This window comes from Pandoraea anapnoica (assembly GCF_902459765.1).
Lineage (GTDB): Bacteria > Pseudomonadota > Gammaproteobacteria > Burkholderiales > Burkholderiaceae > Pandoraea > Pandoraea anapnoica.
On record NZ_CABPSP010000006.1, the window covers coordinates 169,014 to 185,571 of the forward strand.

The window sequence follows — 16,558 nt, forward strand, 5'->3', positions numbered from 1 at the left end:
TCATCCCTTCAGACGTTCACCGATTCGATGGCGATTTCCGGGTGCTTGTGGAATTCGGTGAGCGCGCAGTCGTCCGGGCGTGCGTCGGTGACGAGCGTCCATGCGCGCTCAAGCGGCGTCCAGTGCTGCTGACTTGCACGGTCGAGTTTGTTCGCCGTCACTAATACATAGACGCTGGCGGACTGTCGGATGATGCATTCCTTGAGCCACGCCTGTTCGGCCGACGCTTCGCACAGTCCGCGTCCGGCGACGACACCATCCGCGCCGAGAAACGCCTTGTCGACGGAAACCCGCGAGAGCGCGAGCTGCGCCAGCGGGCCGAGCACGCTCATGCTCGACGGACGCACGTCGCCGCCGATGAGCGTCACCGGCACCTTGTTGGCGGCCAGCGCACCGACGGCGAGCAAATTGTTCGTGACGACCTGCACGCTCTCGCGTCCCGCGAGGAAACGCGCCATCGCTTCGGTCGTCGTACCGCCATCGAGGAAGATCGTGTCGCCGTCGGCGACATGCGCGACCGCAGCGCGCGCGATGGCGTCTTTCTGTTCGCGAAAACTCTCGCGACGCAATTCCAGAGATTCTTCCGGTTCGTGCATACGCACGGGTGCTGCCGCGCCACCGTAAGTGCGCACGATGCGGCGTTCATCGGCCAGCGCGCGCAGGTCGCGCCGCACGGTCGCCTCCGACATGCCGAAGTGCGCGCATAGCGCAGCCACATCGGTCATGCCCGACAGGACAGCTTTGAAAATCGCCTCGCGGCGGTTAGCAACTTTCATGGAGGGATCGCTCAATGATACGAATGACGAAGTCTCGCGGGCGAGCGCAACGCCGTCAGGGCAGACAGCAGGTTCGCCGCACGGCGCGCATAGTGTAGCTTGCGGCGTCCGCAAACCGGTGGGGACGCTGGCAAATGGGGCTGCGAGGGCGGTACGCGGCGTGTTGTCTATCAATAATGATCGATTCAATCATTTTGACGATCTGGATGCCCTCGTTTTGACCGATTTCACTCGAGGATAAACCCCTAGTCACAAAATTTGCACATTTTTCTGGCAGCGATTAGACTTCCGTCTGCTCAAATCGATCAAAATAATGATCGATTAGTCAATATAGATATCAGTCGGGAGACAACAATGGCTCAAATTCATATCAAGCGCGGCATCGAACGCGTACCGGGCGGGATGATGATTGTCCCCCTGCTGATCGGCTCGTTGATTGCCACGTTCATGCCGGGCATGCCGAAGTTCTTCGGCTCCTTCACGAACGCGCTGTTCACCGGTGCGCTGCCGATTCTCGCGGTCTTCTACGTCTGCATGGGCGCGAGCATCGACGTGAAGGCCACGCCGTACCTCATCAAGAAGGGGGGCGCGCTGTTTGCCGCCAAGGTGGGCGCGGCGATTGTCGTGGGCATCGTACTCGGACACTTCCTGGGCGAAGCACCGGTGACGTCGGGCATGTTCGCGGGCATCTCCACGCTGGCCGTGGTCGCCGCAATGAACGACACCAACGGTGGCCTGTATATGGCGCTGATGGGTCAGTATGGCCGCTCGGAAGATGTGGGCGCGTACACGATCATGTCGCTCGAATCGGGGCCGTTCCTGACGATGGTCACGCTGGGTGTGGCCGGTCTGTCGGCGTTCCCGTGGCCGACGCTGGTCGGCAGCATTCTGCCGCTGGCCGTGGGCATGCTGCTGGGCAACCTCGACCGCGAAATGCGCGACTTCCTGGGCCGTGCCGTTCCCGTCATGATTCCGTTCTTCGCGCTGGCACTCGGAGCGGGCCTCGATCTGCACAAGGTCTGGCAAGCGGGCCTGTTGGGCATCCTGCTTGGTTTCGCCGTCGTCGTCGTGACGGGCATTCCGCTGTATATCGTCGACCGTCTGACGGGCGGCACGGGCGTGGCCGGTACGGCCGCTGCCAACACGGCAGGGAATGCGGCGGCAGTGCCTGCGCTGATTGCGGCCGCGAACCCCGTCTATGAAGAAGCCGCCAAGAGCGCGACGCTGCTCGTGGCAGCGTGCGTGGTGGTGACCGCCATCGTCTCGCCGATTCTGACGGCTGCCGTTGCCAAGCGTGCCATGGCGCGCAATACGGCAAACGCAGCGAGCGCGGGTAAGGGAGCGGTGCAGTGAGTGTTCTGATTGTCGCCGACGATCTGTCCGGCGCTGCCGACTGTGCCATTGGCTTTACCAATGCCGGACGGCGCAGTGTGGTGTCGCTGGACGTCGACGGCTTCAACGCCTCGGCACAGGTTGTCGCCATCGACACCGACACCCGGCGTCTCGCACCGAGTGAAGCGGCGGCACGCGCGGTCGCGGCCTGGCAGCGACTGGCGGCACCGGGCCGTCGTCTGTACAAGAAAATCGACTCGACGTTGCGCGGCAACTGGGTCGCCGAAGTGGCGGCCTTGCAGCCGCTCGCGGGACTGGCGGTCGTAGCGCCCGCGTTTCCCGCGACGGGACGCACCGTGCGCAACGGCGAAGTCTTCGTGCGCGGTGTGCCGCTGGTCGAGACGGACACGTGGCAGTTGGAGCACGAAGGGCAGGAAGCGCGTCTCGCACCCATGCTGAGCGCGGCCGGTATGGTCACGCAGACGGTGTCCGTCGAGACGCTTCGCGACGAACTCGTGCAGGTGGCATCGGCGTTGGCGACCATCGTCGCGCAGGCTCGCGCGGCGGGCGTGACGGCGCTGATCGTCGACGCGCAGACCGATGACGACCTCGCCATGCTCGCGCGCGCCAGCACGTCGCTCACGGAAATCTTCTGGGTCGGTTCGGGCGGTCTCGCTCGTGAACTGGCCGAACTGCCGGAATTGTTCGAGGTGCCGCAAGGCGCAACGCCGTCAGCAGAGGCGGCGAGCAACGTTGACACCGCTAACGGCAACGGCCGCGTGTTGACGCTCGTTGGCAGTTTGTCGGCCGTCTCGCGGCAGCAATGTGCACGACTGTGCGAAGACAATGCGGTCGTGGAGTGGGTCGTGCCGCCTGCCGTATTGCGTGCAGGTGCAGCGCATCCGCAGAGCACCGTGTGGTGCGAACGCATCGGCGAAGCCATCGAGCAAGGCACTGACTTGCTCGTGCGTATCGGACGCGACGACGCGTTCGATCCCGCCGAAGGCGCGCAACTCTCGGCCGCACTGGCGGCATTGATTGCGCCGCACTTCGCGAAGCTATCGGGACTGATCGTCACTGGCGGCGAAACGGCCCGTGCGATGTTGAGCGCGGCGAACATCGGCGCGCTGGAACTGCTGTCGGAAGTGGAGCCGGGCGTGGCCGTCGGACGTCCCGCCAACGGTGCCCCCATGCGCATCGTCACAAAGGCCGGGGCATTCGGCGGGGAGGCGGCGCTTCATAGCGCTTATCGCCACTTGCGCGCGGCGGCGGATGCGAACGTCGGTTGACGCAAGACGTGACACCGCCCTCTAACGAACATCTGGAAATCGCCCCGGCCTGTGCGCCGGGCAACCCAACAAAACGGATATGAACGCAAACGCCATGAACCCTTACCTCCCTGTTATCGGCATCACCATGGGTGATGCGGCGGGCGTTGGCCCCGAAATCATCGTCAAGAGTCTGGCGCACGAGAGCGTTTATCAGCAGTGCCGTCCGGTGGTGATCGGCGACGCGCGCCGTCTGGAACAGGCCATCGCCATCGTGAAGCAGCCGCTCACCGTGCGTCGTATCAAGACGGTCGCCGAGGCGACGTTCGCGCGCGGCGTGATCGAATGCATCGACCTCGATCTGATCCCGGAAGACCTGCCGTTCGGCGAGCTGTCGGCGATTGCGGGCGACGCGGCGTATCAGTACATCGCGCATGCCGCGAAGCTGGCCGAAGCCGGTGAAATCGACGCGATCTGCACCGCACCGCTCAACAAGGAAGCGCTGCACGCGGGCGGTCACAAGTTCCCGGGTCACACCGAAATGCTGGCGCATCTGACGGGCGTAGAAGAAGTGTCGATGATGCTGGTCGCGCCGCAACTGCGCGTGATCCACGTGACGACGCACATCGGCATCATCGACGCGATCCGCAAGATCGAGCCGGGGCTGGTGCAGCGCACGATCGAGCGCGGTCACGCCACGCTGGTGAAGGCGGGCATTGCGAATCCGCGCATCGCCGTGTGCGGCATCAACCCGCATGCGGGTGAGAACGGGCTGTTCGGTTACGGTGAAGAGGAAGAGAAGATCGTGCCCGCCGTGCAACTGCTGCGCGAGCGCGGTTGGGACATCGAAGGCCCGCTCCCGGCCGACACGCTGTTCTTCCGCGCTGGCCGTGGCGACTTCGATCTGGTCGTCGCCATGTACCACGATCAGGGCCACGGTCCGGTCAAGGTGCTGGGTCTGGAGGCGGGTGTGAACGTGACCGTCGGTCTGCAAGTGGTGCGCACGTCGGTCGATCACGGCACGGCGTTCGACATTGCAGGCAAGGGCATTGCCGACGAAGGCAGCCTGCTCGAAGCGCTGCGTCAGGGTGCGGAGCTGGCGACGCGTCGCGGCTAAAGTACGGGAAGGGCATCGGTCGAAGACGACTGTCGGCGACCGATGCCCTCGCTCACTCCACCCCCATATGACCGCGATCGTTGATTTCGCGGATGAGTGTGCGTAGCGCGCCGACGATACGCTCGGTCAGCCCCTGTGGTGGACGTCGCTCCGCCCACACCAGTCCCACATCCATCGATGGCACGCCCGTGCCGAGATCCCGTCGCAAAATCCGTCCGCCATCGATCGACCATGGCCGGTAGACGAGATCCGACAGAATCGATACCCCGTATCCCTGCGCCACCATGCTGCGAATCGATTCGATCGAGCGCGTGCGGAAATGCACGACCGGCTCGACGTGCGCCGCATGCCAGTAACGCTCGACCGTCTGCACATGCTCGTCCATGTCCAGCAGCAGAAAGCGCTGCCCGCGCACGTCGTCCAGTGTGACGGTCGGCTTGTCGAGCAGCGGATGCCCGGGGTTCGTCCAGAGCCGCCGCGTGGAGCGCAGCAACGTGTGCGAGACGAGACCGTCGGCGACGACGTTGGACACCAGTAGCAAGGCGAGATCGACGTCTCCCGCAAGCACGGCCGTTTCCAGCTCGCGACGGTCGCCCTCGATCAGCGTGAGTTCGACGTTAGGGAAACGCTTGGATAACGTGCTGGCCACTGACGGCAGCAGATAGGCAGAGATCGTCTCCGTGACGGCCAGCCGCAGCCGACCGCCCGCGTCGTCGGGCAGCGTACGGGCTTCGTGCAGGGCGTCGTCCGTCGCGTTGAGGATGCGATAGGCGTGCCGCAGGAACCGTTCGCCCGCCTCCGTCGGACGCAGCCCCTTCGCGTGCCGCACGAACAGCGGCGTGCCGACAATCACCTCCAGATTCTGCAAGGCAATCGTCAGCGACGACTGCGACGCGCTGCACCGCTCGGCGGCCCGCATCACTTGCCCGGTCTCGGCGACGGCCACGAAATACTCGATCTGACGCAGGGTTGGTTTCATTTAAAAAATCAATATTGCAAACTATATTTTTTATATTAGTAATAAAACTGTCCCCTGTATAGCATCGGAACATCGCTTCATATATGAGATGCACGGGACATGGTTCAGGAGGTCAAGCCCGGGTTCTGCACGCTTTGCAGGTCCCGCTGCGGCACACTCAATCGCGTGGAAAACGATGCGCTGATCGCGGTCGAGCCCGATCCGTCGCACCCGAACGGCGCGGCCATGTGCCGCAAGGGCAAGGCTGCACCGGAGTTGGTGCATCACCCGGATCGCCTGACCACGCCGTTGCGCCGCACGGCACCCAAAGGGGCCGACGATCCGTGCTGGGAACGCATTTCGTGGGACGAGGCACTGACCGAAATTGCCGCGCGTCTGGGCGACATCCGTCGAGAGAGCGGGGCGCACTCTGTCGCCTTCGGCGTCACCACACCGAGCGGCACGCCGCTGTCGGACAGCATCGACTGGATCGAGCGCTTCATCCGGGGCTTCGGCAGTCCCAACACCGTCTACGCGACGGAGATCTGCAACTGGCACAAGGACTTCGCACACGCATTCACGTTCGGTTGTGGCATGCCGACGGCCGACTATTCGCAGGCGGACGTGATCATGCTCTGGGGGCATAACCCGACGAGCACGTGGCTGAGTCAGGCGAACGCGATCGGACGCGGCCGCACGCGTGGCGCGCGTCTGCTGGTGGTCGATCCGCGTGAGACGCCGCTGGCCGCTGCGGCCGATGCCTGGCTGCCGGTGCGTCCCGGTACGGACGCGGCGCTCGCGCTGGGACTCGCACGCCGGCTGATCGACGACAACCGTTTCGACGAGACCTTCGTGCGTCGCTGGACCAACGCGCCCTTGCTCGTGCGCAATGACAACGGGCACTTTCTGCGGGCGCAGGATTTGGCGACGCTTGGGTCGGACGCGTCTCCGGACGCCTTCGTCATCTGGGACGAAGCGGCCGCCGCCGCCCAAAGCTACGACACGACCCATTCGTTGACGCGCGACGTCGCCAGCCGAGTGGCCCTGCGCGGCGAGTTCACCGTCGATGGCCGCGACGGCGCGCGCATCATCTGCCGCCCGTCCTTCGATCTGCTCTGCGAAGGCCTTGCCCCGTACGATCCGGCGACCGTCAGCGAACTGTGCGGCGTGTCGCCCGAACAACTCGACGCGGCCGCTGCGCTCTTCGACGGCACGCAACGCGTTGCGTATCACGCGTGGTCAGGCGTCGCTCAGCACGCGAATGCTACGCAAATCGAGCGCGCCATCGCGGTGCTCTACGCGCTCACTGGCAGCTTCGACCGACGGGGTGGCAACCGGGTGATGACGCGTCAGCCGGTGAACGCAGTCGCACAGCACGACCTCCTGAGTCCCGAACAACAGGCGAAGGCGCTGGGTATCGACGCGCGTCCGCTGGGGCCGCCTGCACGTGGGTGGGTGACGGCACGCGACACCTATCGCGCCATCCTTGAAGGTGAGCCGTATCGCGTTCGCGCCTTGTTCTGCTTCGGCACGAACGTGCTGGCGTCGCAGGCCGACTACGAGATGGCGCGTGCCGCGCTCGAAACGCTCGAATTCCACGTCCATTGCGATCTGTTCGAAACGCCGTCGTCGCGCTACGCCGACATCGTGCTGCCGGTGAATACGCCGTGGGAGCGCGAGGGCCTTCGTCCCGGCTTCGAGATCGACGATCAGGCCGACGCGCTGATTCAGTTGCGTCAGCGCATGGTGTCCCCGCGTGGCGAGTCGCGCAGCGACAACGACATCGTGTTCGATCTCGCAGTGCGGCTGGGCATGGGAGACGCGTTTTTCGGCGGCAGCCTGGAAGCGGGATGGAATCATCAACTCGCGCCGACAGGGCTGGATGTGCAGACATTGCGCGCGCATCCCGAGGGCATTTCGCGTGCTCAGCCGCAATACGAACGCAAGTACGCGCGTAGCGAATCCGGCGGCGTACGCGGCTTCGCGACTGAGACGCGCCGCGTCGAACTGTATTCCGAGCTTCTATTGCGTCACGGCTATCCGCCGGTGCCGGTGCACGTTACGTCGCATGCACTCACCGACGACGAAGCGCGTCGTTTCCCGCTGCTGCTGGGCTCGACGAAGAACGGTTACTACTGCCATAGCCAGCATCGCGGACTGGCCAGTCTGCGCATGCGCGCGCCGGACCCGTTGGTGCATCTGCACCCCGCACTGGCGCAGCGCAAGCAGATCGCCGAAGGCGACTGGGTGCGCGTGACGACGCCCGCGGGCGTTGCGCGTTTTCGTGCGGCATTCGACGCGGGTGTCGGCGAAGACGTGCTGCTCGCCGAGTATGGTTGGTGGCAGGCATGCGACAGCGTCGGACGTCGCGGCTTCACGATGACGGGCGAGCAGTCGAGCAACTACAACGCGCTGGTCACGACGCGGGACATCGACCCGATCAGCGGTTCGTCGCCGTTGCGCTCACTGCGCTGCGACGTGACGCGCGACGCCGCCAGCGATCCCGCACGTCGCCCGTGGGAAGGCCTCGCACGCTTTCGCATCAGCGAACTCGATGCAGCTGCCGACGGCGTGCGCGCCATCGCTTTCGAACCGCTGGATGACGTGGGCCTGCCGGACTATCTCGCCGGACAGCACGTCACCGTACGCGTGCCGATCCCCGGTCACGCGAAGCCCGTCACACGCGCTTACTCGCTGACCGGGCCCGCCAATGAGTCCGCGCGACGCGGCTATCGCATTGCCGTGCGTCATCAGCAGGGGCGCACCGCCAGCGGCGAGTCCTTCGCGGGCGTGGTCTCCAGTTGGCTAAACACCGGCGCGCGCGTGGGCGACGTGATCGAACTCGGCGCACCGTCGGGGCGCTTCGTCATGCCGCTGCAAAGCCGTCAGCCGGTGATCTGCTTTGCCGGTGGTATCGGCATCACGCCATTCCTCTGCTATCTGGAATCGCTGGCCGAACAAGTCGAGCGCGGACTGGCGCAGACGCCGGAAGTCTGGCTGCACTACGCCAACCGGAACGGCGCGACGCACGCGTTTCGCGATCGTCTGGCGGTGCTGGCGCAGCGGTTGCCCGACGTGCATATCGTCAACTACTACGACGCCCCGCGCGATGTCGATGTCCTCGGGCGCGACTATGCGTCGGCCGAACGATTGTCGGCGACGGTCGTGTCCGACGACCTGATCACCCGCCGCGCCCGCGTTTATCTCTGCGGTCCCGAGCCGATGATGGTGGCGGTGATGGGCGGGCTGGCCGCACGTGGCGTCCCGGCGTTCGACATGTTCAAGGAAGCGTTCCGCTCCCCGGCCGCGCCGCGCGTCGATGCCGATGCTGCGTGGCCCGTCACGTTCGCCCGCTCGGGCCGTCAGGCGGTGTGGACACCGTCGCACGGCAGCCTGCTGTCGTTCGCCGAGTCGCTGGGCCTGTCGCTGCCGAGCGGGTGTCGCGTCGGACAGTGCGAAAGCTGCGCCGTGCGGGTGCTGGAAGGCGAGGTCGATCACATGGGCGACGTTGCGCTCGACGAGCCGGGCATGTGTCTGGCGTGTCAGGCCATACCGCGCGAAGCGGTCGTGATCGACGCTTGAAGCCCGCGACGCCTGAGATCGACGTCAGATTTATCCGAATTTCATCCCCCCAATTCTGAAGAGGACGCAATCCATGAAAATCATCGACGCCGCCACCACCCGCGACACCCTCGCGTTTGGCCCGCTGCTCGACGCACTGAACGCCATGTTCGTGGAGGGATGCGAAGTGCCGCTGCGCCACACTCACGTGATTCCCGATCCGGCAACGGGCGCGTCTGTGACCGTGCTGATCATGCCCGCATGGCAGCCGGGTGGTTTCCTCGGCATCAAGACGGTCAACATCGCGCCGGCCAACGCCCAGCGCAGCGTGCCGGGACTTCATTCGACCTATTTGCTGTACGACGCGGCGACCGGGGTGCCGCTCGCGCAGATGGATGGCAACGAGATCACGTCGCGCCGCACGGCTGCTGCGTCGGCGCTGGGGGCGGCCTATCTGGCACGCGAAGACGCGTCGCATCTCGCGCTGCTGGGCGCGGGACGCGTCGGCTCGCTGGTGCCGCCCGCGCATCGTACGGTGCGCCCGATTACATACGTGAGCGTGTGGGACCGTGATGCGCAAGCCGCTGCCCGGGTGGTCGACGGCCTGCGCGAGCAGGGCTTCGAGGCGCAGGTGAGCGCGACCGCCAAAGACGCCGTGGCGAATGCCGACGTCGTGACGTGCGCCACGCTTGCGACCGAGCCGGTCGTGCAAGCCGAATGGCTCAAACCGGGCGTGCATCTGGATCTGATCGGTAGCTTCACGCCGCAGATGCGCGAGGCGGACGACGCCTGCTTCGCCGGTGCGACGCTGTTCGTCGACACGGAGGAAGCGCTGGTGAAGTCTGGCGAGTTGCTCGGACCGATGGCGCGCGGCGTTTTCACGAAAGAGGACGTACGCGGCACGCTGGCCGATCTGTGCCGCGAGGGGCGCATTCGCCGCAGCACGCAAGACGAGCGCACGGTGTTCAAGGCCGTGGGCACCGCACTGGAAGACCTTGCTGCCGCCATGCTGGTCTGGCGAGCGACGCAGGGCACCTGACCCATCCAATTCAAGCCACATCAAGCAAGGGGAACGCAGGAAATGAAACCGGGAACTTCACTATCGAGCACGACGGAGGCACCGCACGACGGCGGACTCCTCGAACGTCTGGCGGCATCGGTCACACGCTGGTCCGAGCGCTGGTTTCCTGACGCCTATCTGTTCGCCGCACTCGCCGTCATCGTGTGTGCGGGCGGGGCGCTTGCCATCGGGGTGCCTGCGGTCAAGGTCGGCGTCGCGTTCGGCGACGGCTTCTGGAGCCTGATCCCGTTCACGATGCAGATGGCCATCGTCGCCATCTCGGGTTATGTGGTGGCGGTCTCGCCGCCGGCGGCCGTGCTGATTCGCAAGATGGCGGCGGTGCCGCGCAGCGGTCGCAGCGCTGTTGCGTATGTGGCGTTCGTGAGTATCGTGCTCTCCTTGTTCAACTGGGCCATCAGTCTCGTGTTCAGCGGCCTGCTGGTGCGCGCGATTGCACGACGCGACGACATCCGCATGGATTACCGGGCGGGCGGTGCGGCGGCGTATCTGGGCATGGGGGCGACGTGGGCGCTGGGCCTGAGTTCGTCGGCCGCGCAGTTGCAGGCGAATCCGGCGAGTCTGCCCAAGGCGCTCGTCGAGATCACCGGCGTCATTCCGTTCTCGGACACGATTTTCCTGCCGCAGTCGATGGCGATTGCCGCCGTACTGACGGTCGTCTCGGTGATCCTCGCGTACTACTCCGCGCCGCGCGATGCGCGTGCGAAGGTGGCCGCCGATCTCGGCGTGTCGCTCGACGACACGTCGAAGCCGTACGTGCGTCCGCAGCGTCCCGGCGACTGGCTCGAATACAGCCCGTTCGTGACGGTGCTGATCGTGGCGCTCGGTGCGTTGTGGATCGGGCATGAGTTCACGACCAAGGACCCGCTGCTCGCTATCTCGAACCTGAACACGTATAACTTCCTGTTCCTGATGCTGGGGATGTTGCTGAACTGGCGTCCGCGCCGGTTCCTCGACGCCATTGCCAAGTCGGTGCCATCGGTGGCGGGCGTGCTGATTCAGTTCCCGCTATACGGCGGCATCGCCTACCTGCTCACGAAGGCACCCGGACTTGACGGGCAGACGCTCTCGCACCATCTGTCGAGCTTTTTCGTGGCGATCTCGTCGCAGGAGTCGTTCCCCGGCGTGATGGGCGTGTACTCGGCCGTGCTGGGCTTCTTCGTGCCGTCGGGCGGCGGCAAGTGGATCATCGAGGCGCCGTACGTCATGCAAGCCGCCAACGATCTGCACGTGCACCTTGGCTGGGCCGTGACGGTGTATAACGCGGCTGAAGCGCTGCCGAACCTGATCAACCCGTTCTGGATGCTGCCGCTGCTGGGCGTGCTCGGCCTGCGTGCCCGCGACGTGGTGGGCTACACGTTCACGCAGTTGCTTGTGCACTTCCCGGTGGTCATCGTCATGCTTTGGTTGCTGGCGCAGACGCTGACGTATCACCCGCCGGTCATGCCGTAACGCGCCCAAGCGTGGGCATACGCGCTTCCGATCAAGGCGCCTCCCCGGGATGTCGGGAGGCGCTTTGTTTTCCCATAGCCCGTGACAGACCGCCTCGCTTCAGTCACCGCGCAAAGCGGCGGCCTGACGTTTCCACAACGTCCACGGACGCTCCATCACGCCGAGATTGGTTTCCGTGGAGCGGCGGCCTTCCTCTTCGTCGAGATAGGTCACCTCGCCACCGAGCGCGATGGCAGTCGATTGCATACCGGCGTTCAATTCGGTGTAGATCGCGCGATAGACGGCAGCGGGCAGCGTGGGGGCGGTCGCTACGAAGCCATGTCCGCGCATGAGCGCGACGTCCGCCTCGCCCAACGTGTCCGCGAGCGCTTTGCCTTGCTCGCCGTTGCGCACGAGCATGTCCGTGCAGCCGAAGCAATGACGGATGTCGAACACCGGCGCGCCGCTGCCGAGAAAACCGGCCATGTGATAGACGGGACGCAGTCGCACCGACGATGCAGCAAACGGAATCACCGACGGCGAATGGCTATGCACGATGGCCTTGACGTCCGGGCGCGCGCGATAGATCTCGCTGTGAATCCATGTCTCGAGATAACGCTTGCGCGTGTCACCGTCGACCGGCTGGCAATCGAGGTCGAGCGTGAGAATGTCGTCCGGCGTGACCAGCTCGGGCGCCATCGATTGCGCGATCAGAAAGTGCGCCGCATTGCGCGGGTCGCGCACGCTCACATGCCCGAAGCCGTCGAGCACTTCGTGATGCGCAAGGATGTGGTTGGCGGCAACAAGGTCTTCGCGCAGTTGCGCGATGGACGCAGCGTCGTGTTCGGTGATCGCCGGTGTGTAGGGGGTAGTGGCTTGCATAGTGGTGTTTTGCAATGAGTGTCGATAGTCGGACGGTGGCGCGATGTGCAGGGCGGGCGTCAAACCCGCACGGCGGCGCTCACCTCGGGAGGAAACAAATCGTCGGCCTGCATCGGGCGATGACAGACGCCTTGTTCGAAGGCGAATCGCAGGAAGGCGTCGAGCGTGACGCGATTGGGTGCAACGCCATACGGCCACGGATCGCTGCCGAACATCGCTTTGGCTTCGGCGGCACGCTGGCTCATCCACGGCAGCGGGAAGTGCGAGCACGTGATGTCTTCGAGACGGGCGATGCTCGCGTCCTTCGCCTGCGTGAACGCTTTGACGAGGTTGTTGGCGATCCAGCGATTCGCGGTGAAGACATCGCGTCGCATGACGATCAGATGCATGATCGGGAAGATGCCGCTGCGCTCGAAATAGGCGCGCTCGGCCGTCTCGAAGTCCGGTAGTAGACGCACGACTTCGTGCTCGCGTCCGGCAGGCGGTGCAGGCGGACGTGCGCTGAGAATCGCGTCGATCTCGCCATCGAGCAGCAGGGCGGTGAGCGACTTGTCGGGCGACGGCCGATAGCGCACGCCTTCCGGCACGCGCACGGCGACTTTCTCGCGGCGTCCCGCCTGATTCACACCGCCCTGCACCCACTCGACCTCCGTGAGCGCAACGCCCTGATCGTGGGCGAGCCAGCCGCGCGAGTAGACCGACGCCGTCTGTGCCCACTCTGGCACACCGATGCGCTTGCCGCGCAAGTCGCCGGGCGACGCCACGCCGCCGCCTGCATTCACGTAGAGCGACGACAAGCGAAAGACGCGCGACGGAAACACCGGCAGGCCAATCAGCCGGTCGTCGCCCTGCGAGCGCAGCGACGCGTACTTCGCGAGCGACATCTCCGAGAGATCCCATTCCTGAAAATGCGTGGTGCGATAGAAGATCTCTTCCACCGGCAAGACCGACGGCACGAGGTCGATGCCGGTGACGGCGATGCGAGCGTCGAGCAGATCGCGCACGTGGTCGTAGTCGTTGATGGCGAGTGACAGCGAGAGTCTGGACATGAGGGATTCCGAATCGGGCGCGGCATCGAAGGACGACGTCGCCCTGAACACGAAGGGAGCCGCTTCAGTGACCGAAGGCCGGTGCTTTCGGCAGGTTTTCGGGGCGTGCGACGAGGAACACGAGTGCGGCGGCGCTCACGAGCGCTGCGCCGAGCACGAAGAACATCGTGCCCGCGCCGCCCGTCGCCTGTTGCAGCACACCGGCGATGGCCGGACCGCACATGGCACCCACGCGGGCGATGCCGAGATATAGCCCCACGCCGGTGCTGCGAATCTCGGTCGGATAGCTCACGGCCACGAGGTTGTTGAGCACTGTCTGCGTGCCGATGACGAACATGCCCGCCACTACAATGCCCACGAACGTCACCGAGCCGCCGGTGATCGTCGCAAGCACGCCGATGGCTGCAGCACCACACAGCCACGCGAGCGACATGGCGAGCCGACGGTTGCCGATGCGGTCAGCGACCACGCCGGTAAGCAAGCTGCCGAACGCCGACGCGAACACCAGCAACGACCCGTAGGCGAAGCTCGTCGAGAGGTTCTCGCCGCGCTTGAGCATGATTGTCGGCAGCCAGCCCGACAGACCGTACGACGAGAACAGCGACAGCGCGCCCATCGACCATAGGCAGATCGTCTGACGGCGGAATTCGCTGGAGAAGAGAGCGGCGACAGAACCGGCTTTCACACCGGCATTGGGAGACGTGAATGTCGCTGTCGCAAACTCGGCTGCACGCGCGGGCCACAGGCGGGTCAGTTGCGCGCGCACTTCGTCCTGACGGCCACGACTCGCGAGAAACGACACCGACTCGGGCAGCACGAATTGCAGCGCGAGCGCCAGCACGACCGACAGTGCACCGACGTAATACATGCTCTGCCATCCGTACTGCGGAATCAGCCACGCGGCGATGAAGCCGGAGGCGGTTGCTCCACCGATCCAGCCGCACGAGAAGAACACGATAGTGAAGACATTGGCGCTGCGCTTGGGCGCGATTTCATTGATGTACGTAACGGCCACCGGCATCAGCAAACCCAGCGAGATTCCCATCACAAAACGCAGTGCGATGAACGTGCGCAAGTCGTGGGCGAAGAGCGCGATGGCGAGACTCATCACACCGGACAGCCAGATGCCGGTGAGCAGCACGCGGCGGCGTCCGATGCGGTCGCTGAACGGTCCCGAGACGGCGGAGCCCGCAGCAAAGCCTGCTAGCCCGCACGAGAGCAGCACACCGATCTGGCTCGGCGACAGAAGCCACAGCCTGGTGACGTCGTGAACGATGTACGCGGCGTTGTACAGATCGAAGCCGTCAAACAGCAGGATCAGCGCCAGCAGAGTGGCGAGCCGATAGTGAAAGGCCGAGAGCGGGGCGGATTGCAGCGCTTCGCGAACGTCGATGCGCTCGGTTTGCCGCGGCGGAAGGTCATGGGCCATGCGTTGTCTCCGGATGGGCGACCTGTCGAATACCGGCGAGCGCCGGTTCGCAGTGTCTTTGTCTGTGTTCAGGAGACGACTTTACTGAGCGATTTTTTGTTTATCAATATTGATTTTTAAAGTCAATATGAATGTGGCATGATGGGCCGCAAACGCGTTGCCACGGGGCGACGCAGCGCGACCGAAGGAGCAGCAGACACCGATGACGCAGCAGACCGACCTGATGACACGCGAAGAAGTCCTGGCGTTGCTCGATATCAAACCGGCCACGTTGTACGCCTACGTGAGCCGGGGATTGATTCGGGCGCGCCCGCATGAGGACGGTCGCAAGAGCCTGTATCTGCGTCGCGACGTCGAGCGTCTGGCCACGCGCAAGCGCGGGCGCGCGCCGACCGGCGCGGTGGCCGAATCCACCATGCGCTTCGGCGATCCCGTGCTGCATTCGGCCATCACCCAGATCACGCCGCACGGTCCGCGCTATCGCAACCGGCTGGCGATCGATCTGGCCAGCGGCGGGGCGTCGTTCGAGTCGGTCGTGCATTTGCTGATGACGGGGATCTGGCAGGACGGCATTGCCGAATGGCCAATGCAGGAAACGCCGTCCGACGTGCTGCGTTTTCTGTCGACGTACGACGGGGAAGTGGCGAGCGCCGACATCGGCAATCTGCTCGGCATGGTGCCGTTCGCGCTCGCCATGCACGGGCGCGGCGCACTCGAGCTGGCCGACGGCGCCGCCGTGCAGGCGGCCCGCGCGATGCTGCATTGCATGGTCGGATGTGTGGGGTTTCTCGGGCCGCAGCAGCGCTTCGTCGCACGTGAGACCGGGGAGAGCGTTGCCGCGCACGTGCTACGCGCAGCGGGCAGCGCGGTAACACCCGCGCGACTGCGGGCGATGAATGCCGCACTGGTCGTGCTGGCCGACAACGAACTCGCGCCGGCGACGTTTTCGGCGCGCGTGGCGGCATCCACCAATGCGGATCTGTTCGGCTGCGTTGCGGCGGCCATCGGCTCGCACATCGGCTTCACCACCGGCACCAGCACCGAAAAGATCGAGACGCTGCTGCTGTGCGAGCCGTTCGATGCGCTCGACTCGCGTATCGGTCGGGTGCGCGAATACGGCGCGAGCCTGCTTGGCTTCAATCATCCGTTGTATCCGGGTGGAGATGCACGTGCCGATCTGATGATGCAGATGGCGGGTGAGTTGATGCGCGAGACGGACGACGCCACTATCGACGACGCATTGCGCACCAACACGCGGCTGACGCTCGATTTTCTCGAACGTATGCGCACTGAAGTGAACGCGCATGCCGGGTTGGCGACGGGACTGGTCGCGCTCGCCCGTGCGCTGGGACTGCCGGACGGCACGTCGACGGCGATGTGGATCATCGGCCGTTCGGCGGGCTGGGTGGCGCACGTCATGGAGCAGCGCACGCAGGCGTTCATGCTGCGACCGCGCGCGAAGTACGGCTTCGGGGGACCGGTGAGCGCCGAAACTTTCGAGTCGTTTGACCCGCCCGCCACCCGGTGATCGACGCCGTTTGTCGGACTTCACAGCGCACGGATGTCAGACGGTTTCGCATCGGGACGGATTGAGGATGTAACAAAAAATTCATATCGGACTGCTAGCCTGCGCGCAGATTTCCTATTCGCACGCGCCCGGCGGCACCCGCCTCGACC

General features: G+C 65.0%; 12 protein-coding genes. 7 read left to right on the forward strand and 5 right to left on the reverse strand.

Annotated elements, in window-relative coordinates; all coding sequences use genetic code 11:
• Positions 1-8: 8 nt before the first annotated feature.
• Positions 9-776 (reverse strand): DeoR/GlpR family DNA-binding transcription regulator, encoded by a 768-nt coding sequence (locus PAN31117_RS12225; RefSeq protein WP_150738425.1) that lies wholly within the window; start codon positions 774-776, stop codon positions 9-11.
• 354 nt (positions 777-1,130) lie between these two features.
• Between PAN31117_RS12225 and PAN31117_RS12230 the strand changes: the two genes are divergently transcribed.
• The 3 genes from PAN31117_RS12230 to pdxA all read left to right on the forward strand — a co-directional run bounded on the left by PAN31117_RS12230 (position 1,131) and on the right by pdxA (position 4,493).
• Entirely contained in the window at positions 1,131-2,129 is a 999-nt protein-coding gene (locus tag PAN31117_RS12230) for a 2-keto-3-deoxygluconate permease (protein ID WP_150738426.1), read from the forward strand.
• Positions 2,126-3,397: a four-carbon acid sugar kinase family protein gene (locus tag PAN31117_RS12235; RefSeq protein WP_150738427.1), complete on the forward strand. Its 1,272-nt coding sequence runs from the start codon at positions 2,126-2,128 to the stop codon at positions 3,395-3,397. The genes PAN31117_RS12230 and PAN31117_RS12235 overlap by 4 nt, the downstream gene beginning before the upstream one ends.
• A 94-nt stretch (positions 3,398-3,491) precedes the next feature.
• Positions 3,492-4,493: a 4-hydroxythreonine-4-phosphate dehydrogenase PdxA gene (gene pdxA / locus PAN31117_RS12240; protein WP_150665791.1), complete on the forward strand. Its 1,002-nt coding sequence runs from the start codon at positions 3,492-3,494 to the stop codon at positions 4,491-4,493.
• 52 nt (positions 4,494-4,545) lie between these two features.
• Here the strand turns inward: pdxA and PAN31117_RS12245 are convergent, their stop codons facing one another.
• Positions 4,546-5,472: a LysR family transcriptional regulator gene (locus PAN31117_RS12245; RefSeq protein WP_150738428.1), complete on the reverse strand. Its 927-nt coding sequence runs from the start codon at positions 5,470-5,472 to the stop codon at positions 4,546-4,548.
• 99 nt (positions 5,473-5,571) lie between these two features.
• Here PAN31117_RS12245 and PAN31117_RS12250 point away from each other — a divergent pair, with 99 nt between their 5' ends.
• The 3 genes from PAN31117_RS12250 (at position 5,572) to PAN31117_RS12260 (ending at position 11,542) form a co-directional block, all read left to right on the forward strand.
• Positions 5,572-9,033 carry a molybdopterin-dependent oxidoreductase gene (locus tag PAN31117_RS12250; protein WP_150738429.1) on the forward strand — a complete coding sequence of 1,154 codons (3,462 nt, stop codon included), beginning with the start codon at positions 5,572-5,574 and terminating at the stop codon, positions 9,031-9,033.
• 73 nt (positions 9,034-9,106) lie between these two features.
• Positions 9,107-10,051: a bifunctional Delta(1)-pyrroline-2-carboxylate/Delta(1)-piperideine-2-carboxylate reductase gene (gene lhpI / locus PAN31117_RS12255; RefSeq protein ID WP_150738430.1), complete on the forward strand. Its 945-nt coding sequence runs from the start codon at positions 9,107-9,109 to the stop codon at positions 10,049-10,051.
• A gap of 42 nt (positions 10,052-10,093) precedes the next feature.
• Entirely contained in the window at positions 10,094-11,542 is a 1,449-nt protein-coding gene (locus PAN31117_RS12260) for a short-chain fatty acid transporter (protein WP_150738431.1), read from the forward strand.
• A gap of 99 nt (positions 11,543-11,641) precedes the next feature.
• Here PAN31117_RS12260 and PAN31117_RS12265 read toward each other — a convergent pair whose 3' ends face one another.
• The 3 genes from PAN31117_RS12265 to PAN31117_RS12275 all read right to left on the reverse strand — a co-directional run bounded on the left by PAN31117_RS12265 (position 11,642) and on the right by PAN31117_RS12275 (position 14,881).
• On the reverse strand, positions 11,642-12,403 hold the full coding sequence (locus tag PAN31117_RS12265; RefSeq protein WP_150738432.1) for a class II aldolase/adducin family protein: 762 nt from the start codon (positions 12,401-12,403) through the stop codon (positions 11,642-11,644).
• A 59-nt stretch (positions 12,404-12,462) separates the two neighbouring features.
• Positions 12,463-13,452: a substrate-binding domain-containing protein gene (locus PAN31117_RS12270; RefSeq protein WP_150738433.1), complete on the reverse strand. Its 990-nt coding sequence runs from the start codon at positions 13,450-13,452 to the stop codon at positions 12,463-12,465.
• A gap of 64 nt (positions 13,453-13,516) precedes the next feature.
• Positions 13,517-14,881, reverse strand: coding sequence for an MFS transporter (locus PAN31117_RS12275; protein WP_150738434.1), 1,365 nt, complete (start codon positions 14,879-14,881; stop codon positions 13,517-13,519).
• 202 nt (positions 14,882-15,083) lie between these two features.
• Here PAN31117_RS12275 and PAN31117_RS12280 point away from each other — a divergent pair, with 202 nt between their 5' ends.
• Positions 15,084-16,409, forward strand: a complete 1,326-nt coding sequence (locus PAN31117_RS12280) for a citrate synthase (protein ID WP_246189047.1) — start codon at positions 15,084-15,086, stop codon at positions 16,407-16,409.
• Positions 16,410-16,558 lie beyond the last annotated feature (149 nt).